Genomic DNA, 21,806 nt, shown 5'->3' with positions numbered 1-21,806 from the left:
TGCTCCCAGGGAGGATAAAGTCATGACATTTCAAAAAGTATTGATTGCGAATCGTGGAGAAATTGCGGTTCGTATCATTCGCGCTTGCCGCGAAATGAATATTTCGACAGTTGCCGTATATTCGGAAGCTGACAAGGATTCGTTACATGTGCGTCTCGCAGATGAGGCTTACTGTATCGGACCGACGCTGTCTAAGGACAGCTACCTTAATTTTACGAACCTGATGAGCGTTGCTACATTGACTGAATGTGATGCCATTCATCCAGGTTACGGATTTTTGGCGGAAAACGCGGACTTCGCTGAAATTTGCGAATCGTGCAATATTACGTTTATTGGTCCTTCTCCCGAAGCGATTAACAAAATGGGAGATAAGGCTGTTGCCAAGCAGACGATGAAGGATGCTGGAGTTCCGGTTATTCCGGGTTCGGACGGGCTGGTAGAGGATTTGCAGGATGCCATTACCATCGCACGCGATATCGGATATCCCGTAATTATCAAGGCCACCGCAGGTGGCGGTGGTAAAGGTATTCGTATCGCCGAAGATGAGGATAACCTTATTCAGCAAATTACTACCGCTCAGCAGGAGGCGCAAAAAGCGTTTGGCAATGCGGGTGTGTACCTAGAAAAATATTTGACCGGTATGAAACACGTGGAAATTCAGATCATAGCGGACAAGCATGGTAATGTTGCGCATTTGGGCGAACGGGACTGCTCTGTGCAGCGTCGTCGTCAGAAGTTACTGGAGGAAGCACCATGTCCTGTACTTTCGCAGGATGTCCGTGAAGAAATGGGTCAGGCTGCTGTTCGTGCAGCATTGGCCGTACAGTACTCTGGTGCGGGAACGCTGGAATTTTTGCTTGGGCCAGACAATCAATTTTATTTTATGGAAATGAATACACGTATTCAGGTAGAACATCCCGTAACGGAGATGATTACCGGTGTAGACCTGATTAAGGAAATGATTTCGGTCGCTGAAGGACATCCGCTTTCCTTTACGCAGGAAGATGTCACCATCAATGGCTGGGCGATAGAGTGCCGTATTAACGCCGAGGACCCGGATCGTAATTTTATGCCTGCACCGGGTAAAATCGGATTTTATCTGCCTCCAGGCGGTCCTGGGGTTCGCGTAGACAGCGCAGCTTATCCGGGTTATAGCATTCCTCCTTATTATGATTCTATGATCGCCAAGCTGATTGTGTGGGCGCCTACACGGCAGGATGCGATTGCCAAAATGAAGCGGGCTTTGGCTGAGTTTGCTATTGAGGGCATACCAACAACGATTTCTTTTCATCAGCGTTTGTTAGAGCATCCGACCTTTATTAAAGGCGATTTTGATATTAAATTTTTGGAGGAAAACGAAGTTTAATCGGTATATTTCCTCAGTTTGTCATAATGAACGCCAAATGATATAGTATGGATAATAAGTGAGCATGTCTGCTTTGAAATCCAAAGCTGGAATGAAACTTATTTTGACCGAAAGGTGTTGAAGGTATGAGCACAGTGCCAACTGAATTCGAACGTACAGAAATTGGGGAGATTCAAATTGCCCCGGAAGTTATTGAAGTCATTGCCGGACTGGCTACCGTTGAGGTGCCGGGCGTAGCGGGAATGAGTGGCGGATTTGCTGGCGGGTTTGCCGAACTGCTAGGCCGTAAAAACTTATCCAAAGGTGTAAAAGTGGAAGTCGGACAGCGTGAAGCTGCTGTAGACGTTTCCGTCATTATTGAGTACGGTAACCGTCTGCCTGAGGTGGCTGCTGCTATTCAGCACAATGTTAAGCGTTCCATTGAAAACATGACCGGTCTTAACGTTGTTGAAGTGAACGTGCAAATTCATGATGTTCAATTCAAAAATGCCGAAAAAGTAGAAGAGCCGGAAGTTCTGGGCGCCGGACGGGTTAAATAGAGCGATACTTTGTACAAACCCCCGACCCTTATGGGTCGAGGGTTTACTCTAATTTAAGGAGGCTGTGCGTTTCGTGGCTAAAGTTATGGACAGACTTCTGCTGTTCTTGTACAGCTTAAGTATCGGAATTATTTCCATTCTCGCCATCCTCCTCCTGAGCGGGGCCATTCCGTATGTTTTAAGCATTGAGGATGAGCGAGTGGTGTGGTTTACCAGCTTGATTATTGCAGGAGTTCTGTTGTTATTGAGTCTTCGGGTTTTTTATATCTCTATTCGACGGAACCAAACCGTACAGCATTCTATTGATCAACGAACGGAATACGGTGACATTCAGATTTCGGTGGATACCATCGAAAATCTGTGCCTCAAAGCGGCTTCCCGATTTCGCGGGATGCAGGATTTGAAAGCACGCGTTCGCGTGCTGGAATCGGGACTTGATATTACGATTCGGGCGGTTGTAGACGGGGAAAGCTCCATTCCGGTGTTAACCTCCGAGGTACAAAAGGGGGTACACGATCATGTGGAAGAAATTACAGGAATTCCTGTTTCCAATGTGTCAGTGTACATCGCTAATGTATCTCAGTCACCCAGCTTTAAGAGTCGTGTGGAATAGAGGTGATTTTCCCTGATGCCCTGGAAAGAAATATGGGGAAGTTACAAGGGCCGGATCATGGGGATCACGGCCGGTGTTTTTTTCGGTTTTATTTATTTGTGGGCAGGCTTTTGGAATATGTTGTTCTTTGCATTGATGGTGTTCATCGGATATACGCTAGGAAGACGTAGTGATTCAGCGCTCGGTTCATTCCTCCCTTGGAAGGAATGGGGCGATTGGTTGTCGCAGCGTTGGCGTCCTTTTAAATGAACCCTGTGATACGTGTTCTCCAAAATAGAGCTGTAGCTTCTTTGCGCCCAACGTTTTGGAGGATGCGTTCACAGGTTTTTTTGTGGAAATTGGTTAGAATGAAAAATAGATACAGGCAAGCGTAGGAGGCAGGGCATGAAAAGACGTCTGGCAAGGGAATTAGCGGTACAGAGTATGTACCATATGGAAATGAATGAAGTGGATGCAGCAACAGCGGTAGATATGTTGCTTCAGGAAGCCGCTGAGGAAAACGAAGCGGAAGTTGTCGTTAAAAACGCGGCAGTGTTAAGAGCGTATGTTTTGGAGCATGTGCGAGGTACTTGGGAGCACAAGGAAGCCATTGATGGGCTGTTGGTGGATTATCTTAAAGGCTGGCAGATTAGCAGGCTTTCACGCGTGGATCGTCAAATTTTGAGACTTGCGGCATATGAAATGATTTTCCGTGAGGATGTTCCAGCCAAGGTAGCAGTCAATGAAGCGATTGAATTGTCGAAGCACTTTGGTACCGAAGAATCAGGTAAATTTGTTAATGGTGTACTGGGACGAGTTATACAAGAGCTGGAGCAATTGAAAGCACGTTTTTAAGTGGAGACTACTGAATCAGGTTGGAGAGTGGTTAAACATGTCAGCACCGATCATTGATGGTAAACAAATCTCTCAGGATATTCGCGCAAGCATTCAGCAAGAGGTCATTCGTCTGAAAGAGCACCGCTTTCAACCCGGACTGGCTGTTGTATTGGTAGGCGAAGATCCCGCTTCGCAGGTATATGTTAAAAACAAGGAAAAGGCGTGCCATGATCTTGGCTATTACTCCGAGGTTCATCGGCTGGCGGCAGATACTTCGCAGGAAGAATTACTGAAACTGGTGGATAAGCTGAACCATCAAAGTAATGTTCATGGAATTTTGGTGCAACTGCCGTTGCCAAAGCATATTCATGAAAAAGCTGTCATTGACGCGATTGCAGTGGAGAAGGATGTAGACGGATTTCATCCGGTGAACGTAGGGAATCTGGTCATCGGTGACGATAGCCTGTTGCCTTGTACTCCTGCTGGAGTCATTGAGTTAATCAAGCGTGCTGGAGTAGAGATAGCCGGTAAACATGCGGTAGTTATTGGTCGCAGTAATATCGTAGGCAAGCCAGTGTCTTTATTGTTGCAGCGTGAAAACGCTACGGTTACGATGTGTCACTCCCGTACAGCGAACATCGCCGAGCTAAGTCGGCAAGCGGATATCTTAGTTGTTGCGATCGGTAAAGCCAACTTTATTGATGCTTCGTTCGTGAAGCCCGGAGCGGTAGTGATAGATGTAGGGATGAACCGTCTGGAGAACGGAAAACTGGCGGGTGACGTTGATTTTGAGAGCGTGAAGCAAGTGTCCGGTCCGATTACGCCTGTTCCCGGCGGAGTGGGCCCGATGACGATTACGATGCTGATGCAAAATACGCTTGTAGCGGCCAAACGGTCGCACGGTTTGGCATAAGGGCAGCTGCCTGTGGCTGAACAACGTATATACTCTATAAAGGATCTGAATCGTTATATCCGGATGAAACTGGAATCGGATCAGGTGCTGTCTGATGTATGGATACGCGGGGAAATTTCTAACTTTACGCATCATTCGAGCGGTCACATGTACTTTACGCTCAAGGATGAGGGGAGCCGTATACGTTCGATTATGTTTGCAACCCATAATCAGCGGCTCCCTTTCGTACCGAAAGAAGGTACGCGTGTTATTGCCCGGGGAAACGTATCCGTGTATGAACGAGATGGACAATATCAATTTTATGCGACTCAAATGCAGCCTGACGGTATAGGTAGCCTTTATCTGGCTTACGAACAGCTCAAGCAAAAGCTGGATGCAGAGGGGCTGTTTGATACTGCTCGCAAGCGTAATCTCCCTGCTCACCCGGCAACGATTGGCGTGATTACGTCACCGACCGGAGCGGCTGTGCGTGATATTATCACTACACTTCAACGGCGATACCCGCAGGCTGGAATTGTGTTGTATCCTGTGCTTGTGCAAGGAAAAGGTGCTGCCCGCTCGATCGTCAAGGCAATTGAAGCCATGAATCGTATGCAGGAGGTTCAGGTGGTGATCGTCGGACGGGGCGGTGGCTCCTTGGAAGAACTGTGGGCGTTTAATGAGGAAGCGGTTGCGCGCGCCATTTACGCATCGGTCATTCCTGTTATTTCGGCAGTTGGACACGAAACGGATTTTACCATTGCCGATTTCGTGGCTGACTTGCGTGCGGCAACGCCGACCGCAGCGGCTGAGCTGGCTGTGCCTCATCAGGGAGAGCTACGGGATCAGCTGCTCCAGCGGGAGCAACGGTTGCGCAACGCCCTCCGACAGCGGCTGGAAACCAGCCGTGAACGCTTGACGAGGCTTCGGCGTTCGCCAGTGCTGCTGCACCCGCGCCGTTATATGTTACAGCATGCAGAGCGAATGGATATGCTGCATCAGCGGCTGATCCGCGCAGCGGGGAACCGTTCACGCTTAAACGCAGAAAAAAACGCACGTATGCGTCAGGTACTAGAGCGTTTTAATCCGCGTGAACAAATTCGTTCGGCGCGCAAGCAGACGGATATGGCGCAACGTCAGCTGGAGTCTGCGATGTGTGCTATTACGAAAACGGGACGGCAGCAGCTGCACACGGGAATTCGTCAACTGGATGCGCTGAGCCCGCTCAAAGTCATGGCCCGAGGCTACAGCTTGGTATACGATGAGCAGGAGAAACGGCTGATCAAGTCGCTCAAAGATGTACAGCCGGGAGATTCCATCAAGATTAAAGTGAGTGACGGGCAGTTAGACTGCCAAGTATGGGGAATGAAGGAGGACGCGAAGCACGGTGGCGAATGAATCGGAATTGAATTTTGAAGCGGCCATGGCCGCTCTTGAAGAAATTGTCGGACAACTGGAGCATGGAGACGTTCCTCTGGAGCAAGCCATTGATTTGTTCCAGCGGGGGATGAAGCTGTCTCAGCTTTGCAGTCAGAAGCTGGAGCAGGTCGAACGTAAAATTGAAATGATCGTGGAAGAGGATGGAGATTTACGCAAGAAGCCTTTCGGCGGCGGACTGGATGAAAACGGCGGTGAAGGGCTTGAATAGACCGTCGTTCAAGGAATATTTGACCGGGACGGCGGATGCAGTTTCGCTTGCATTGACCGAGCAGTTCCCGGCCCATTGGAACATTCCCGCTGTTCTTCGAGAATCTATGAATTATTCACTCACCGCAGGCGGAAAACGGCTGCGGCCTCTGCTTGTGATCGCCGCTGCCGAAGCATTCGGCGGAAGCAGAGAAGCTGCGCTGCCAGTGGCATGTGCGGTAGAAATGGTACATACGTACTCCCTCATTCACGACGATTTGCCAGCCATGGATGATGATGATTATCGGCGAGGTAAGCTGACGAATCATAAGGTATACGGCGAGGCGGTTGCTGTCCTTGCGGGCGATGCTTTGCTGACCCATGCCTTTTACAGCATCGTGCAAGCGGGACGGCTTCACGGTGTTTCATCCGATGCACTACTGTCCATTGTTGAGGATTTGTCCGAAATGAGCGGCGCTCGGGGCATGGTAGGCGGACAGGTCGCGGATATGTCAGGCGAGCAGGGAATGACGGGGATCGAGGAACTGGAATATATCCATCTTCATAAAACCGCTGATTTGATCATTTTCTCACTCTTGGCAGGTGGACGGATTGGTGGGGCGGACAAGAGTCAATTAGAGGCGCTTAGCCGCTTTGGACGAGACTTGGGTCTGGCTTTTCAGATTCAGGACGATATACTGGATCTTGTAGGCGATGAGAGCAAAATGGGTAAAAAAACGCAAAGTGATGTTGAACAGGAGAAGGTTACCTATCCGTATTTCATTGGTATGGAAGCATCCCTGCAGCAAGTGGAGGAACTCACCGCATCTGCTAAAAAAGTGATAACAGAAGGCGGTATTCCGGATTCTTCGCGTTTGCTGGAGATTGCGGATTACCTGATGAAGCGTGATCATTAGCAGCGTTAGAGCTCTTTTGACTTGTCTGCGTTTAAGCACAGTCAAAAAGTGTGATATAATACTTGTTAACTTTACTCACAAACTTGAAGGAAAGCGGGGAGATATGCGTGCTGCTTCCACACATAAAGCAACCAGGCGATCTGAAATCACTGTCGGTTGAGGAGTTGGCTTCTCTAGCCGAGGAAATCAGGAGCTTTTTGATTGAGAAGCTGTCCGTGACTGGGGGGCATCTGGCATCGAATCTGGGAGTGGTTGAGCTCACGATCGCCCTGCATTATTGCTATAACAGTCCGAAGGACAAGATGATTTATGACGTAGGGCACCAAGCCTACGTACACAAAATATTGACCGGGCGAATGGATCGTTTTGACACCCTTCGTCAGCGTGATGGACTTTGTGGTTTTGTAAAAAGAGGCGAGAGCGAGCATGATGTCTGGGAAGCTGGTCATAGCAGCACTTCTCTGTCGGCTGCAATTGGAATGGCCCTGGCTCGAGATTTGAAGGGCGAGGACAATAAAGTTATTGCGATGATCGGGGATGGAGCATTGACTGGAGGCATGGCCTTTGAAGCATTAAACCACATCGGTCATGAACGTAAAAATTTGATGGTCATTCTGAATGACAATGAAATGTCAATAGCACCGAATGTAGGGGCCATGCATAATTATTTGAGCAAAATCCGCTCGGACCGTCATTATCTGCGGGCAAAGGATGAGCTGGAAGTTTTACTGAAAAAAATACCCGCTATAGGCGGTAAACTTGCCAAATCGGCTGGCCGTGTCAAGGACAGTCTTAAATATATGATGGTACCGGGTGTGCTGTTTGAGGAGCTGGGACTTACGTATCTTGGTCCGGTGGACGGACATGATTTGCCTAAGCTAATCGAAACCTTCCAGCAGGCTGATAACGTCACTGGCCCTGTATTGGTGCATGTCGTAACCACCAAGGGCAAGGGGTATAAGCCTGCGGAGGCAGATTCCCACAAATGGCACGGAATCAGTCCCTATAAAATTGAATCAGGTCAGGTACTCAAAGCTGTGGGCAATCCGATGTATACGGAAATTTTCGGCCGGACGCTGATTGAGCTGGCTGAGCAGGATGAGCGCATCATTGCGGTTACACCTGCTATGCCTGGTGGATCGGGACTGGTACCGTTTAGTAAGGAGTTTCCTACACGTATGATTGACGTCGGCATTGCTGAGCAGCATGCAGCTACCATGTGTGCTGCATTGGCAATGGAAGGGATGAAGCCGGTGTTTGCGGTGTACTCCACTTTTATGCAGCGTGCATATGACCAAATTGTGCATGATATCTGTCGTCATAATGCGAACGTGATGTTCGCGATTGACCGTGCTGGTTTTGTTGGGGCTGACGGTGAAACTCATCATGGCGTGTTTGATGTGGCATTCTTGCGTCATATCCCGAATCTTGTGCTTATGATGCCAAAGGATGAAAACGAGCTACGCCATATGATGAAAACAGCGCTCGACTACGACGATGGTCCAATTGCTTACCGTTACCCACGTGTTAATGTGGTTGGCGTGCCATTGGATAAAGAATTGCAAGCTATACCCATCGGCAGTTGGGAGCTTCTGCGTAAGGGGGAGGGCTTTGCTGTAATCGCTTCGGGACCGATGCTCCAGGTGGCCACAGAGGCTGCGGAAGCGATGAAGCGGGAGGGTTTGCAAGTGGGCGTCGTGAATGCCCGTTTCCTCAAGCCTTTGGATGAGGAGATGTTGCGTGAGCTGGCTCGTCAGCATACGAAGCTGATCGTACTGGAAGAAGCTTCTGAAGCGGGAAGTTTGGGTAGCGCTGTGCTGGAATTTTACGCTAAAGAAGAAATACAAGATGCACAGGTGCGCCTAATGGGCATTCCCGATTTGTTCGTGGAGCATGGCTCCATCAAAGAGCAACGTGCTGAAGTGGGCCTTACCGTTGAAGCTGTGTGCTTAAAGTTGCGTAAATGGGCTGCTGAGCCAGCATATGGCATGGGACAATCAGTATAGATAACTTAAAGTGAAGACCTTGATTATATAAAAGTATGACAAGAGCAGCCTGGCTGCCTAAAGGGAGATTAACATGTCTGTTCCGAAGGAACGCATTGATGTATTGCTTGTAGAACAAGGCTTTTTTGAAAGCCGTGAAAAAGCTAAAGCCGCGATCATGGCAGGTCTAGTGTTAGCGGACAGCGAACGGATCGAGAAGGCGGGGATGAAGGTACCACGCGCCAGCGAGCTTAAAGTTAAGGGTTCGGTGCATCCGTATGTAAGCCGTGGAGGATTGAAGCTGGAAAAGGCCATCCGTCAATTCGAGATGGATATGAAGGGCAGGACGATGCTGGATATTGGCTCGTCCACTGGAGGTTTTACGGATTGTGCGCTTCAGCATGGAGCGGAATACGTATATGCCATTGATGTGGGTTATAATCAGCTGGATTGGTCGCTTCGTAATGATGAACGGGTATGCGTAATGGAGAAAACGAATTTCAGATATATGACGCCTGCGGATTTGAACGGTCCTGTGCCGAATTTCGCGAGTATTGACGTTTCTTTTATTTCGTTACGTATTATTTTGCCCCCGTTGCTTGCATTGTTGCATCAACCTGCTGATATTGTAGCTCTAATCAAGCCGCAATTCGAAGCTGGACGCGAAAAGGTCGGAAAATCCGGTGTGGTCCGTGACCCTGCTACGCATAAAGAAGTGTTGCAGACCATCCTGATGTTTGCACATGAGCTTGGCCTTACGCTACAAGGCTTGGCCTATTCCCCTATTACAGGTGGAGAAGGCAATATTGAATTTTTAGCGCATTGGCGTTTGGATGGGCTTCCGGCCGCAGAATCGCAGCTGGAGAAGATGGATTTCAGTCCACTGATTGAACGTACAGTTCAGGAAGCAGGTCAGACTTTTAATAATGGACCGTCGCGCAAGTAACATTCAGGGGTTCTCCATGAGTTCTGTGAACTTAAGAGAACCTCTTTTTGGTGTGAGGGATTGATTATAGAACTCACGTTCGCCTATAATGAGATGTACAGAGGAAAAGGAATTTTGCGTCTTGTCCTAGAATATGTCCATGAGGTGATCGGTCCATGGACACGCGATATGATACGGTTATCATCACCGTGATTGGGGTGATATTAGGGATATGGGCTTTATATAGCCTGCGTGCCTGGTTGAAGGAGCCGGGACCGCTTGTGCTAAAGACGATACCGATTAACGAGGATCTGAGCGAAGGACCTGCAGTGGATCTACTGGAAGACGCAGGATATGAAGTGGTGGGCGGGAAAATGAAAATACCGCTTGCTTTTAAAGTGAATGGACATACCGTGTATAGCCGTTTGTTTATAGACTACGTGGCTGTACGAAACGGTTCGACATATATGGTCAAAACGTCACGCCGTAAGAAACCAATGGAGTGGAGCGGTCCTGATTTACGGGACAGGCTCATGCCGTATTTGTTACTCTATCAAGGTTGCGCGGGTGTATTGTACGTTGATACGGACGAGCGAAGTATTCGCCTTATTACATTAGTGGAAGACCTCGAAGAAGAGGAATATGAAGGTTAGTTCATAGGAGGATTATATGAAGGGTCAACGACATATTAAAATCAGGGAAATTATTTCCCAACATGAGATTGAGACGCAGGATGATCTTGTTGAAGCATTGCGTAAGGCTGGTTTTCAGGTCACTCAGGCGACTGTATCGCGGGATATCAAGGAGTTGCTGCTCATCAAAGTTCCAATGGACGATGGCAGATATAAATATTCGATGCCTTCAGATCAGCGCTACAATCCGGCTCAGAAACTGAAACGTACGTTGGTCGATAACTTTTTGCATATTGACTACACAACCAATTTGATTGTGATGAAGTGCCTGCCGGGAACAGCCAACTCCATTGCAGCTTTATTAGACAATATTGAATGGTCTGAGATTATGGGTACGATTAGCGGGGATGACACCATTTTGATTATTTGCCGATCGGAAGAAAACAGCGAAGCTATCGTGAATCGTCTTATGGGCTACATTTCCTAATAATAATGACTACGCATATTAGGCGTTTTAATTTGTACATCATAGAGGTGAAAGAACGATGCTTGTCACTTTGTCTATACGGAATTTGGCAGTTGTAGAGGCTGTCGATGTTCATTTTTATAAAGGATTTCATGTATTGAGCGGGGAAACAGGTGCTGGTAAATCCATTATTATCGATGCGCTTGGGCTGATTGCAGGAGGTAGGGGCTCTGCTGACCTAGTGCGTTACGGTTGTGATAAAGCAGAGATAGAAGCCTTGTTTGAACTGCCGGTAAAACATCCAGTTTGGAATACACTGGAACAACAAGGGATTAAGGCTAATGCGGAAGAGCATTTGCTGATTCGTCGCGAACTTACGGTTCAGGGGAAAAGCTCTTCTCGAATTAACGGTCAGATGGTTAATTTAACGATGCTGCGTGAGGTAGGTGAGCAACTCGTCAATATCCACGGGCAGCATGAGCATCAAAGCCTGCTACGTGCAGATCGCCATCTGACGCTGCTGGATACGTTCGGTGATTCGGTCATCGGTCCAGTCAAAGCGCTTTACCGGGAGCGCTACAATGCTTTTGTCAAAGCGGAAAAAGAAGTAAGAGAATTGCAAAGCTCCAGTCAAAAGGCTTATCAGCTATTGGATATGTACCGGTTTCAATTAGAAGAGATCGCTGCGGCGGAGTTGAAATTGGGAGAAGATGAATTATTGTCAGAGGAACGGGTCAAGCTATCCCATAGTGAGAAAATGATGGATGGGATATCCGGAGCATACGAACTGCTAAGCGGCAGAGGTGGGCTGGATACGATCAATAACGTGTTGTCCAGATTGAACGATGTCCAAAGCTACGACAGCAAAAGCCTTCAGCCCATTGCGGAGCAAATTCAGTCTGCTTTTTACCAGTTGGAGGATGCAGCATTCCAATTACGTTCTTATCGTGAGGATATAGAATTTAATCCGGGCAAGCTGCATGAAGTGGAGCAACGTTTGAATCAAATTACCGGATTACAGCGAAAATATGGTGATAATATAGAGCAGATTTTGGAATACTATAGCCGTATTGAGCAGGAAACCGATCTGTTGGAAAATAAAGATGAGCGGCTGGAGCAGCTCATTGCAAAGCGGGATGAGTTACTTTCGGATTTGCTGGAGATTGCGGAAGAACTTACAGAAGCTCGTGAAATTTGTGCTGAAGAGCTTGCAGAGCAAGTGGAGCAGGAGTTAAAAGACCTTCAGATGGAAAGAACGTCACTCAAGGTGCGCATTGATCCAATTGAAGATCCACGAGGATATGAGTATAAAGGTCTAAAGGTACGACCTACTAAGCAGGGCATTGATAATGCGGAATTTCTCATTTCCCCTAATCCCGGTGAGCCACTCCGTCCACTTGGTAAGATCGCTTCAGGCGGTGAGTTATCACGTATCATGTTGGCAATGAAAAGTATTTTTGCGCGTCATGATCAAATTCCGGTACTCATTTTTGACGAGGTGGATACCGGGGTGAGTGGTCGTGCAGCTCAATCCATTGCTGAGAAGCTGTATCGTTTGTCTTCCGTTTGTCAGGTGTTTTCCATTACTCATTTGCCGCAGGTGGCATGTATGGCAGATCATCAGTACCTTATTGAGAAAAATGTTCATGATGGACGGACCATGACACAAATTGAAGGACTAACGGAGGACGGGCGTGTAAAGGAATTGGCACGGATGCTGGGCGGCGTGGAAATTACCGAAAAAACATTGCATCACGCACAGGAAATGCTGAATTTGGCGGAAGGAAAGAAAGCCTGAAAAGAGCGGCTGGCGTAATGTTTAACAGTTATAAAAGCCTGGGGGCAAGGTTACCTTATAGGTACGCAATTGGCGACCACCTTTACTCGTCAAGCGAAAGAAGCAAAGGGAGCGTGACAGCCATTGAATTTTTACTCCAGGATCAAATTGCTCGGTCTTTTGCTTGTTTTTCTTATGTGTTCTATCGGTAATGCTCAGCATGTGCAAGCAGCGCTGCCTCCACAAGCTTCTTTGGATTTGTTCGGCTCTAAAAGCATGAAGACAACCCAAGAAAGCGTGATTCCCGATTTAAAAGTATACCCGGGGGGTCAGACGATTGGGGTTAAAGTAAAATCTTCAGGAGTGCTTGTCGTTGGTCACCATATCATTCAGGAAAGTAATGATCGTAAGGTGTCACCTGGTGAGACAGCAGGGATTCGCCTAGGGGACCGGATTACACACATGAACGGCAAGCCACTCAATAGCCTGGCAAGGGTTGCGGAGGCAGTAGAAGAAGCAGGTAAGAACAAAAAGCCGCTAGACATCACGCTTTGTCGAGGGGAGCAGACGATTTCCACCAAGTTAACACCCGCATATGATCAAGATGATAAAGCGTGGCGGCTTGGGTTGTATATTAGGGACTCGGCTGCAGGTGTAGGAACATTAACGTTTTACGCACCAGACCAGGGTGTTTACGGGGCCTTGGGTCACGTAATTACCGATATGAATACTCAAACCCCCATTGTCGTGGGTAGCGGAGAGATAGTGCAATCCAATGTGACGTCAATTGCGAAAAGCCAAAGTGGGGAACCAGGAGAAAAACGCGCTCATTTTCTCAAAGATCATCGGGTATTAGGAAATATTGAACGAAATACGAACTTCGGAATTTTCGGGAAAATGTCAGATGAGCCGCAATATGGATTATATTCAACGCCCATTCCGGTGGCTCTTGCGAATGAAGTAAAGGAAGGACCGGCAGAAATTTTGACTGTACTAGAAGGTCAACAAATTCAGCGTTTTCAGGCAGAAATTGTACACATTTCTCAACAGGATAAACCAGCAACCAAAGGACTTGTGATCCGTATCATAGATCCAAAGCTGCTGGATAAGACCGGGGGAATTGTGCAAGGAATGAGCGGTAGTCCGATTATCCAAAATGGCAAGCTTATCGGGGCTGTGACACATGTATTTGTTAATGATCCGAAATCAGGTTACGGTTGTTTTATCGAATGGATGCTGCGCGATGCAGGTATCATGCAAAATAACTTGAGCTTGAAATCATCCTCTAATCTTAAGGCGAGCTAGTGGCCTTAAGATTTTTTTGTCGAAAAGGAGGGGAATAGCTCATAATTGCAAGATAAAAATTTAATTATAATGGAAACTATAAAAAAAATAAATAAAAATAATTTTCGACAGAAGGAATTCATAATTCGATGTCGAAATCATATACTCCGACAAGAAATATTTATTTACTGTAAACAGATATCCCAATGGAATAACACTCAATAAGGAGGAAGTACATTGCAAAAAATTGAGGTATTGTTGGCTGATGACAACCGGGAATTTACGAATTTGCTTGCTGAATATATTTCCGATCAGGAGGATATGGAAGTTACAGGAATCGCCTATAATGGCGAAGAAGTGCTCCAACGCATCGCAGAATCCCGCAACATACCTGATGTACTTATTTTAGATATTATTATGCCTCATCTGGATGGTCTCGGTGTATTGGAACGTTTAAGAGAAATGAACCTGACTCCACAGCCGAAAATCATTATGCTGACTGCATTCGGTCAAGAAAATATTACACAGAGGGCAGTACAGCTCGGGGCATCTTATTATATTTTGAAGCCGTTTGACATGGAAGTGCTTGCTAACCGTGTTCGCCAATTGGTTGGACCGCAGTTAGTCAGCAGCAGTCCGGTGACCATTTCATCCATGCGTTCCAACGTTGTACCTATGGGTAAGACGAAAAACCTGGATGCCAGTATCACAGCCATCATACATGAAATTGGTGTACCCGCTCACATCAAGGGCTATCAATATTTACGCGAAGCCATTACGATGGTGTACAATAATATCGAAATTTTGGGAGCCATCACCAAGACATTATATCCGGCAATCGCCGAAAAGTTCAAAACGACGGCATCCCGCGTAGAACGCGCCATTCGTCATGCCATCGAGGTAGCATGGACCCGTGGAAATATCGACAGCATCTCACACCTGTTCGGTTACACCATTAATATCAGTAAGTCCAAACCAACCAATTCAGAGTTCATAGCGATGGTGGCAGATAAGCTGAGAATTGAGAACAAGGTGTCCTGAAAGGGTCAGAATGATTGACGGAGCAACGGATTTTTGTGTTTTGGCGTTTGTCAATGATAATTGCAGGGATGGCTACTAATCTCTAAAACAGCCGTCCGGATACCGATAAACTTCTGAATAGTAGACCAACTAATACCGCCTATTTATTGGTTCTTCCAAAGACCAGTAAAGGAGCGGTATTTTTTATGAACGATTTTGAATTTCAACGATAATTTAATGTTTTACTGTTCATCTAAGAATCTTGTTCCTAAAACAGCTACGAGCAGATCTTAAAGCAACTACATTACCAATTTAAAGTTTTCTTCAATTATGGTCATTTCCATTGCTATCAGTGGTCGTTCTATCAAGGGAGAAAGTTATAAAGAATTATTATTGAACTATTACTTGATCGACAAGTTCTATTAGAAATATAATTAAAACAATCTTTCAAATGAGGTGAATCGGATGTCTTTCCGTATTGTTCGAGGTATTTAGTTTCCGGGCTGGAAAAAACGCGTACCAGCCGTCAAGGGGGAAGTCTATCCTTTTGACTACAAAAAAAACTAAAATTCTGAATGATATCGGTCTGCTACCCCGTAGTTTTTATCCTTAATTGGAAGGTGGAAGAAAAATGAATTCAATAGAGTATAAAGAGTTTTATGATAAGGTTGGAAAAATCAAAGGATGGGATTTCAGCAATGTGAAATGTATCTCCAAAGGAGTAAAATGGGACTTCTACAATGAAGTAGCGAAGACATGCAAGAAGTCGGATATATTGCTTGACATCGGTACTGGCGGCGGGGAGGCAATTTTATCAATAGCAGATTCTGCATTACTTCTAGTTGGGATTGATCATTCCACTGGAATGATTGAAACAGCAACCAAGAATTCTGCTGAATCAGACATAGCAAATGTTCGTTTTCTCCAGATGGATGCTGAAAATCTTAATTTTCCTGAGCACTTCTTTAATGTAATCTCTTCTAGACATTCGTGTTTCTATGCAAAAGAAATAGCAAAGGTGTTAGTAAAGGGTGGTATGTTCCTGACACAACAAGTAAGCGAAAACGACAAATTAAATATTAAAGAAGCGTTTGGAAGAGGACAGGCATTGGGTGCTAAGAAAGGCTCGTTAAAAGCTCAATATATTACCGAATTAAGTGATGCGGGCTTTAACGATATACAGTCATTTGAATTCAATGCAACCGAATATTATCAGACTCCTGCAGACTTAATATTCCTCTTGAAACACACTCCAATTATTCCTAACTTCGGAGAAAAAGAAATTGATTTTCAAATACTCCAACAATTTATTTTGGACAATCAAACCAAAATAGGAATAAGGACAAATTCAGAACGATTTATGGTGATTGCTAGGAAGTAAAACATAAAGGGATACCCGTTTTTGAGGTATCCTTTTTTTGTTTACAATGCTTAATAGAATGGATTTGATAGGCTTGCATCTATAATTACGTTTGCATTTCTTCGTTATAAAGTTCGAACACATCAGTGGGGTGCGGTCTAGGTAGTATCAGGTATGCCATTACAGCGAGGAAGCAGATTTGTAATGAGCTTAAAAAACTACCAATACAGGATCTTGTAGATACGCAGGAGATTAATCATATAAATCATGAACTTCAAGCCGGTTATTATGCCTACGCTATTCTGAGGATGATCATAGAATGGGTGAACGAAGATCTTCAGCATACTCCTCGATATATGGTGGAACAATTGTTGGAAATTATGAACATACTCAACGCGGTTTATAAAATAAACCAGAATCAGTGGCACTACCATCACGAAGAAATACTTCCCTTTTGGAAACAGTTCTGTAATCTCTTTAATTTGATATAAAGAATATGTCGATTCATGTCGATATAATATCTACTATAAAGGGAACTGAGGAGCGAATGTATGAAATTTAACATCCGAACAAAATTGTTATTGGGTTTTCTTGCGGTAATAATCTTATTAATCGTTATTAGTACAGTATCTATCTCAAGAATGAAAAACTTAGGCGACACTTCGATGGAAATTGATAGCCATTGGATGCCAAGTGTGACTATCCTGGGGACGCTAAACGGCGAAATATCTGATGTAGAACGGCTCTCCCTGAATATTATTGTAGAGCGCGATCCGGCGGAAGTTGAGAAGGTTCAGGCGGAATACAATAAGCTTTTAAAAAAGGTTGAGGATGACCGAAAAACATACGAAAAATTAATTGCTACCCCTAAAGAACGTGAAATGTACGATGATTTTTCCAAAAAATATACAGAATATCTGGATAAATTGCCTAAGGTGATTGCTGCAGGGAAAGCTAACGATTATGTTCAATCAAGCATTCTCCACAAAGAGTCCTATGCGCTATGGTCTAGTGCGAACGATATGATCATTCAGCTCATTAAGCTGAATGCAGATGGATCAAAACAGACTACGAAAGAAGCTGTTGACAACTTTATCTCAGGTAGACAATTGGTTATCGTTTTGAGCATTGCAGCCGTTATATTAGCATTGATCATGGCGATCATCATAGCCCAAATTATTTCTAAACCTATCTTGCGAATCAGTCGTGCTGCTGAAAGTATTGCATCGGGTGATCTTACAGGTGAAGCCATCATTGTGAAAGGCAAGGACGAGATCAGTACGTTGGCAAATTCCTTTAATACCATGGTTGAGAACCTTCGCCAATTGATTCAATCCGTGAGTAAGACGACTGAGCTGGTAACCACTTCCTCAGAAGAATTGACGGCCAGCGCAGAGCAAAATAGCCAAGCTTCTGCACAAATCACTGAAACGGTACAAGAAGTAGCTACAGGAACAGGGGAGCAGGTAGATATGGTGACGAAATCGTCCCAAGCTATTGAGGAAATGTCTATCGGCGTTGAACAAATTGCCATCCGTGCGCAAAATGTATTTGCATCTGCTCAGGATGCGGCCCATAAATCGGCTGAAGGCAACCAGATGATTCAACAGGCTGTTACGCAGATGAATGCAGTGAATCACTCCATGAATGGATTGGCTGATCTCATGGCTGGATTGGGAGAGCGTTCAGACGAAATTGGCAAGATCATTGATGTCATCACGAATATTTCAAGTCAGACCAACCTTCTTGCCTTGAACGCTGCGATTGAAGCGGCACGCGCAGGGGAACATGGTCGCGGATTTGCTGTAGTTGCAGGCGAAGTGCGCAAGTTGGCTGAACAATCGGCTCATTCTGCTCAACAAATTACGGAGCTTGTGGGATTGATTCAAAAGGATACCACGCATGCTATTGAGGCGGTAGCGTCCAATGGAAAGGATGTCATGACAGGTCGAGAAGTCGTACAAAATGCAGGTGCATCCTTTGAACTTATTCAGGAAACTGTTAATAAAGTTGCAAGTGAAATTGAAGAGGTCTCTGCTGGCTCGGAGCAAATGTCTGCAAGTACCGATGAGATTGTTGGCTTTGTCAGACAAATTTCAGCGATTGCTGAGGAAGCTGCAGCCGGGACACAGCATGTGTCTGCTGCGACTCAAGAACAGCTGGCGTCCATGGAGGAAATTGCTTCATCTGCAAGAAACCTGTCTACAATGGCAGAGGACCTGCAAGGGCAAATTGGTAAATTCACAGTATAATTCGTATACCATTTTTTATGTTTCCGGGGATATAGCCGCTCTATTGTTGAGCGGTTTTTTTCTGTTTATTTTTAATTAAATGTTGTGATTACAGGGGGAGCTATGAGAGCCTGTGATTGGAACGATATGTTATAATGGTGGGAAATTCTTTGGGCTGGAGTGAGACATGGACAATAAGACTGAACTTAAAGCAAGTGACCTACGTCAGTTAGCGATAGACAAAATCATAACTACACCATTTTTGAATGATTTTAAATATCTGAAAAGCAGAAAAGGTTTGAAAAAAGAAACCAAGGAATTTATATTAGAAATTTGTTTTGGCGCAACCAAATATGGTGCTTTAAAAGTTTACATAACCGTTGAATCCAAAGAAATAAAAAAGAAGTACGGTTCAGGGGCTTGTTTTCACAGCGAACTGATTGCTCTGACCAAGAAATATACGGGAAACAGGGATTACCGCATCGAAAACGCTTTGATACGTTTAATCCGTTAACAAAAAGATTTATTGATTTTTATTATCAAGGGGAGTAATGTAGCCATTTGTGTCATTTTCGTTCTCACCATTTGGTAATAGATAAGAAGCATTTTTATAAGGAAAATGATTTCCATAGAGGGGATATTATCGTTTTTCAGAAGAATGATGTACAATTTGTAAAAAGGGTCATTGGACTTCGATGTTGTACCGGAGGGTATGATTTTTGTATTGCTGAGACAGTCGGATGAACAGCACGACAGATAGACGTAAGCTCGGATATATTTTAAAGCAAAGGTAGGGATGAGAGCATGTGGAATAGTCTGACTTGGGTGATCGTCGGCGTGTTGTTGGTGGCGTTGGGTTGGATTGTTATGGTATGGCGCGGTCGTAGCAGCAACAAACAAGTGAATGAACAGCGGGGCAGTAATGTCGTTTTATTTCGTCCTCGTAAGCCCGCCCGACAATTTCGCACCGGAAATGTATCTAAGTCTAAAATATCTTCCGGTCCGCGCGCGAATACAAATGCAGCAGGTATTCAGGCCCCAGCTGGATTTGGACTGTCCGACTCAATCCAGGGCACGGGCAAGCAAAAATGCTCCTTTTGTAAAAAAGAAGACAAATTAACCTTCTATGCGGATGATAATGGTTCGCTGTATGGGGTATGTAAAGAGTGTAAGCATAAGGCGGAAAGACAGGATATGCTGCCACTTTAGTCTATACAGACTAATGAGGACCACCATTAAAGAATTCTTATAATTAACAAAACTCCCAACCGTATGTAAGTGAAATGGTTGGGAGTTTTTTGTTTGTGCCTTACATTGTTATCGAATCTGCCTGTCAATCAATTCCTCCAGCGCATCTGCGATGTGATCTGGTCCATAGGATAGCTCTTCCCGGCTTAAGCTCAACCAGGCATGACGCTCATCCATATCAAAGGCAGTCTCCAGCCAACCGGACAACCCTCTGCCCCTGCGGTCTACTTCTACAAGCACATGCACACCCTCGGGTTCCAACTGCATAATCAGCTCCAACTCCTCGATATCTCGTGCATATTCCGATCCGGGCGTAAATTCAAATTCTTGTACATACGGAACACCGCGTCCAAGCTTGGGGTGTCGTTCGCAGGTGGAGGAACGGAATCGGAAGCCTAACAGGTGAACCGCCTCAAACACCGTATTCATATAGGGATGCGGCTCGATTTTGAGTGAGTCACGATCGGTTGGGTCCAAAGCCATGCCAATATCTAATGCTGTTTCCAGCCACACGGGCTGTTTGGCATGAGTAACAGGGGTTTCCAGCGGCAACCTGAAGGAAAAAGGAATTTCAAGCTCCTGTCCTTGCTCTAGATGAAAGCCGTCAGACACCTTGGTCCGTGCAATGCAGCAGGTGGTGGTAGTTTTTTTATCATCGTGCTCTACGATATATTCCGTCTTGAGTTCGATGTCAATTTTGCCGATTTCCTGATCAATTTTACCGCCTTTGATGCGCATGATGCCACTAAGCTCTTCTCCAGGTACATATACGGCTTGATCCACCAGCGTATCGACTTTGGCTGAACCAATTCCTGCGCTTGCTAAGATTTTGTTGAAAAAACTCATTATTCCGTCCCCCCGATAATCTCATGGTTATGATATACAAACGAAAACTAAAAACTTGTACAGCTTAACCGGATATACGGGGCAATGGTTCGATTCGTTCCAAAAAAATGCAAGAAAAAAATCACGGGTACTCACGTAGGCATATTGCAGCTTGTCGATCTATCTGTCTACTAATCGCAGTTCACTTTATGAGGAGGTATAAAGCAATTTCGACAGCGAGGCTCATAAGCCTCAGAGTCCCCGATCATCACAATAGGTCCCACAGTGGAAGGTTTAGCATTTACCATACGTTGCGTAAATACTGCTTCCGAGCTACCGCATACAGCGCAAAAGGAAGTCAGCTTCTCGATGTCATCCGCCATGGCGAGCAGACCACCGACATAGCCGAACTCCTTGCCTCGGTAGTCCAGATTCAGCCCATCGGCAATTACATGCTTGCCGCAATAAGCTAGCTCTTGTACAAGCGACATAATATGACGACTGAAAAACTGGACTTCGTCAAAGGCAACCACGTCGGCATCTTTTGTTTCTTGCAAAATACGCTGAACGAGCTCATCTGTAAGTTTTCTTGGGATAGAGATAGCGGGCAGCCGATATCCGATCCGGCTTACTATTTCGTCCTCGGCATAGCGGTTATCTTCAGCGGGTTTGTAAGCTACCACTTTACGATGCCCGTATTGGATTAGTTTTTGACAGCGGCGAATCAATTCGCCAGATTTTTCACTGAACATGGGGCCTGTAATAATCGTAATTCGTCCTGTAGGCAAAGCGAATTCCCCTCTCTGTAACATGTACATAACACTGTAAATCTTCTTCTCCGAAAGAAAACGCCATTATAGATTACCATAACCAGCCGTATACAGACTAGAGAAAATATATTGATTTTCGACATGTTTTTGTATGTCTATTCCTAAAACGTAAATGTGGTCGTCATTGCTCTGCCGCCGCGGGCATGATATGGTGAAGCGTAGTGGAATGAAGGGAAGAGTGGAAGGCATGGACGAAAAAGATACGGATTATAGTGCCAAAAAAGGAGCATTACTGGAGCAAGGGCTGATAAGCCCGCAAGCACAGGAGTTAATCAATGAGCTGGAGACAGAGTTGAGTCTGCTGCGCAAGCAAAATGAATCGTTTCGCAAAGCGTTGCGAGCCAAATCAGCACAAAGTCCAAGGATGTCTACCAAATTACGAGACGCGTTGTATGAATGATATGGAGAGATATCTGGACTGAAGATGGTTTGTAGCCTATGCATAAACGCTATA

25 protein-coding genes are annotated in these 21,806 nt (G+C 45.5%); 23 read left to right on the top strand and 2 right to left on the bottom strand.

Annotation, left to right across the window (positions count from 1 at the left end; genetic code table 11):
• Positions 1 to 22: 22 nt before the first annotated feature.
• The 22 genes from accC to AC6EJC_RS02690 all read left to right on the top strand — a co-directional run bounded on the left by accC (position 23) and on the right by AC6EJC_RS02690 (position 19,658).
• Positions 23 to 1,366, top strand: coding sequence for an acetyl-CoA carboxylase biotin carboxylase subunit (accC, locus tag AC6EJC_RS02795; protein ID WP_444952639.1), 1,344 nt, complete (start codon positions 23 to 25; stop codon positions 1,364 to 1,366).
• 125 nt (positions 1,367 to 1,491) lie between these two features.
• On the top strand, positions 1,492 to 1,905 hold the full coding sequence (locus AC6EJC_RS02790) for an Asp23/Gls24 family envelope stress response protein (protein ID WP_013310820.1): 414 nt from the start codon (positions 1,492 to 1,494) through the stop codon (positions 1,903 to 1,905).
• Positions 1,906 to 1,978: 73 nt separating this feature from the next.
• Entirely contained in the window at positions 1,979 to 2,518 is a 540-nt protein-coding gene (amaP, locus tag AC6EJC_RS02785; protein WP_444952638.1) for an alkaline shock response membrane anchor protein AmaP, read from the top strand.
• A 15-nt stretch (positions 2,519 to 2,533) separates the two neighbouring features.
• The gene (locus AC6EJC_RS02780; protein WP_444952637.1) at positions 2,534 to 2,767 is read left to right on the top strand and encodes a DUF2273 domain-containing protein; all 234 of its coding nucleotides are present in this window, start codon (positions 2,534 to 2,536) and stop codon (positions 2,765 to 2,767) included.
• Positions 2,768 to 2,902: 135 nt separating this feature from the next.
• Positions 2,903 to 3,352, top strand: a complete 450-nt coding sequence (gene nusB / locus AC6EJC_RS02775) for a transcription antitermination factor NusB (protein WP_307346349.1) — start codon at positions 2,903 to 2,905, stop codon at positions 3,350 to 3,352.
• Between the two features lie 37 nt (positions 3,353 to 3,389).
• Positions 3,390 to 4,247, top strand: coding sequence for a bifunctional methylenetetrahydrofolate dehydrogenase/methenyltetrahydrofolate cyclohydrolase FolD (gene folD, locus AC6EJC_RS02770; protein ID WP_444952636.1), 858 nt, complete (start codon positions 3,390 to 3,392; stop codon positions 4,245 to 4,247).
• Positions 4,248 to 4,259: 12 nt separating this feature from the next.
• Positions 4,260 to 5,624 (top strand): exodeoxyribonuclease VII large subunit, encoded by a 1,365-nt coding sequence (gene xseA / locus AC6EJC_RS02765; protein WP_444952635.1) that lies wholly within the window; start codon positions 4,260 to 4,262, stop codon positions 5,622 to 5,624.
• On the top strand, positions 5,614 to 5,874 hold the full coding sequence (gene xseB / locus AC6EJC_RS02760) for an exodeoxyribonuclease VII small subunit (protein WP_430189266.1): 261 nt from the start codon (positions 5,614 to 5,616) through the stop codon (positions 5,872 to 5,874). The genes xseA and xseB overlap by 11 nt, the downstream gene beginning before the upstream one ends.
• Positions 5,846 to 6,769 carry a polyprenyl synthetase family protein gene (locus tag AC6EJC_RS02755; protein WP_444952634.1) on the top strand — a complete coding sequence of 308 codons (924 nt, stop codon included), beginning with the start codon at positions 5,846 to 5,848 and terminating at the stop codon, positions 6,767 to 6,769. Before xseB ends, AC6EJC_RS02755 begins: the two co-directional genes overlap by 29 nt.
• A 107-nt stretch (positions 6,770 to 6,876) precedes the next feature.
• On the top strand, positions 6,877 to 8,775 hold the full coding sequence (dxs, locus tag AC6EJC_RS02750) for a 1-deoxy-D-xylulose-5-phosphate synthase (RefSeq protein ID WP_444952633.1): 1,899 nt from the start codon (positions 6,877 to 6,879) through the stop codon (positions 8,773 to 8,775).
• A gap of 73 nt (positions 8,776 to 8,848) precedes the next feature.
• A complete protein-coding gene (locus AC6EJC_RS02745) occupies positions 8,849 to 9,700 on the top strand; it encodes a TlyA family RNA methyltransferase (RefSeq protein WP_444952632.1) in 852 nt (283 codons plus the stop codon).
• Positions 9,701 to 9,855: 155 nt separating this feature from the next.
• Positions 9,856 to 10,332, top strand: coding sequence for a hypothetical protein (locus AC6EJC_RS02740; RefSeq protein WP_444952631.1), 477 nt, complete (start codon positions 9,856 to 9,858; stop codon positions 10,330 to 10,332).
• Positions 10,333 to 10,348: 16 nt separating this feature from the next.
• The gene (gene ahrC / locus AC6EJC_RS02735) at positions 10,349 to 10,798 is read left to right on the top strand and encodes a transcriptional regulator AhrC/ArgR (RefSeq protein WP_013310809.1); all 450 of its coding nucleotides are present in this window, start codon (positions 10,349 to 10,351) and stop codon (positions 10,796 to 10,798) included.
• A 58-nt stretch (positions 10,799 to 10,856) separates the two neighbouring features.
• Positions 10,857 to 12,575, top strand: a complete 1,719-nt coding sequence (recN, locus tag AC6EJC_RS02730; RefSeq protein ID WP_444952630.1) for a DNA repair protein RecN — start codon at positions 10,857 to 10,859, stop codon at positions 12,573 to 12,575.
• Positions 12,576 to 12,698: 123 nt separating this feature from the next.
• A complete protein-coding gene (gene spoIVB / locus AC6EJC_RS02725; protein WP_444952629.1) occupies positions 12,699 to 13,859 on the top strand; it encodes a SpoIVB peptidase in 1,161 nt (386 codons plus the stop codon).
• Positions 13,860 to 14,075: 216 nt separating this feature from the next.
• The gene (gene spo0A / locus AC6EJC_RS02720; RefSeq protein ID WP_023989239.1) at positions 14,076 to 14,879 is read left to right on the top strand and encodes a sporulation transcription factor Spo0A; all 804 of its coding nucleotides are present in this window, start codon (positions 14,076 to 14,078) and stop codon (positions 14,877 to 14,879) included.
• Positions 14,880 to 15,489: 610 nt separating this feature from the next.
• Positions 15,490 to 16,239, top strand: coding sequence for a class I SAM-dependent methyltransferase (locus tag AC6EJC_RS02715; RefSeq protein ID WP_444952628.1), 750 nt, complete (start codon positions 15,490 to 15,492; stop codon positions 16,237 to 16,239).
• Between the two features lie 125 nt (positions 16,240 to 16,364).
• A complete protein-coding gene (locus AC6EJC_RS02710; protein ID WP_444952627.1) occupies positions 16,365 to 16,709 on the top strand; it encodes a TetR-like C-terminal domain-containing protein in 345 nt (114 codons plus the stop codon).
• A gap of 60 nt (positions 16,710 to 16,769) precedes the next feature.
• Complete coding sequence (locus tag AC6EJC_RS02705) at positions 16,770 to 18,470, top strand: methyl-accepting chemotaxis protein (RefSeq protein WP_444952626.1); 1,701 nt, start codon at positions 16,770 to 16,772, stop codon at positions 18,468 to 18,470.
• 166 nt (positions 18,471 to 18,636) lie between these two features.
• Positions 18,637 to 18,963 (top strand): hypothetical protein, encoded by a 327-nt coding sequence (locus AC6EJC_RS02700; RefSeq protein ID WP_444952625.1) that lies wholly within the window; start codon positions 18,637 to 18,639, stop codon positions 18,961 to 18,963.
• Between the two features lie 47 nt (positions 18,964 to 19,010).
• On the top strand, positions 19,011 to 19,193 hold the full coding sequence (locus AC6EJC_RS02695) for a S26 family signal peptidase (RefSeq protein ID WP_444952624.1): 183 nt from the start codon (positions 19,011 to 19,013) through the stop codon (positions 19,191 to 19,193).
• A 60-nt stretch (positions 19,194 to 19,253) separates the two neighbouring features.
• Complete coding sequence (locus AC6EJC_RS02690; protein WP_444952623.1) at positions 19,254 to 19,658, top strand: hypothetical protein; 405 nt, start codon at positions 19,254 to 19,256, stop codon at positions 19,656 to 19,658.
• A 108-nt stretch (positions 19,659 to 19,766) separates the two neighbouring features.
• On the opposite strand, the gene AC6EJC_RS02685 is transcribed toward AC6EJC_RS02690, so the two are convergent.
• Both AC6EJC_RS02685 and AC6EJC_RS02680 read right to left on the bottom strand, forming a co-directional pair.
• The gene (locus AC6EJC_RS02685; protein ID WP_444952622.1) at positions 19,767 to 20,543 is read right to left on the bottom strand and encodes a sporulation protein; all 777 of its coding nucleotides are present in this window, start codon (positions 20,541 to 20,543) and stop codon (positions 19,767 to 19,769) included.
• 170 nt (positions 20,544 to 20,713) lie between these two features.
• Positions 20,714 to 21,310 (bottom strand): thymidine kinase, encoded by a 597-nt coding sequence (locus tag AC6EJC_RS02680; RefSeq protein ID WP_444952621.1) that lies wholly within the window; start codon positions 21,308 to 21,310, stop codon positions 20,714 to 20,716.
• A gap of 208 nt (positions 21,311 to 21,518) precedes the next feature.
• Between AC6EJC_RS02680 and AC6EJC_RS02675 the strand changes: the two genes are divergently transcribed.
• A complete protein-coding gene (locus AC6EJC_RS02675) occupies positions 21,519 to 21,752 on the top strand; it encodes a hypothetical protein (RefSeq protein WP_444952620.1) in 234 nt (77 codons plus the stop codon).
• The last annotated feature ends 54 nt before the right edge of the window (positions 21,753 to 21,806 follow it).

This window comes from Paenibacillus sp. TY11 (genome assembly GCF_059772165.1).
This window is presented reverse-complemented; position numbering and strand designations above follow the sequence as displayed.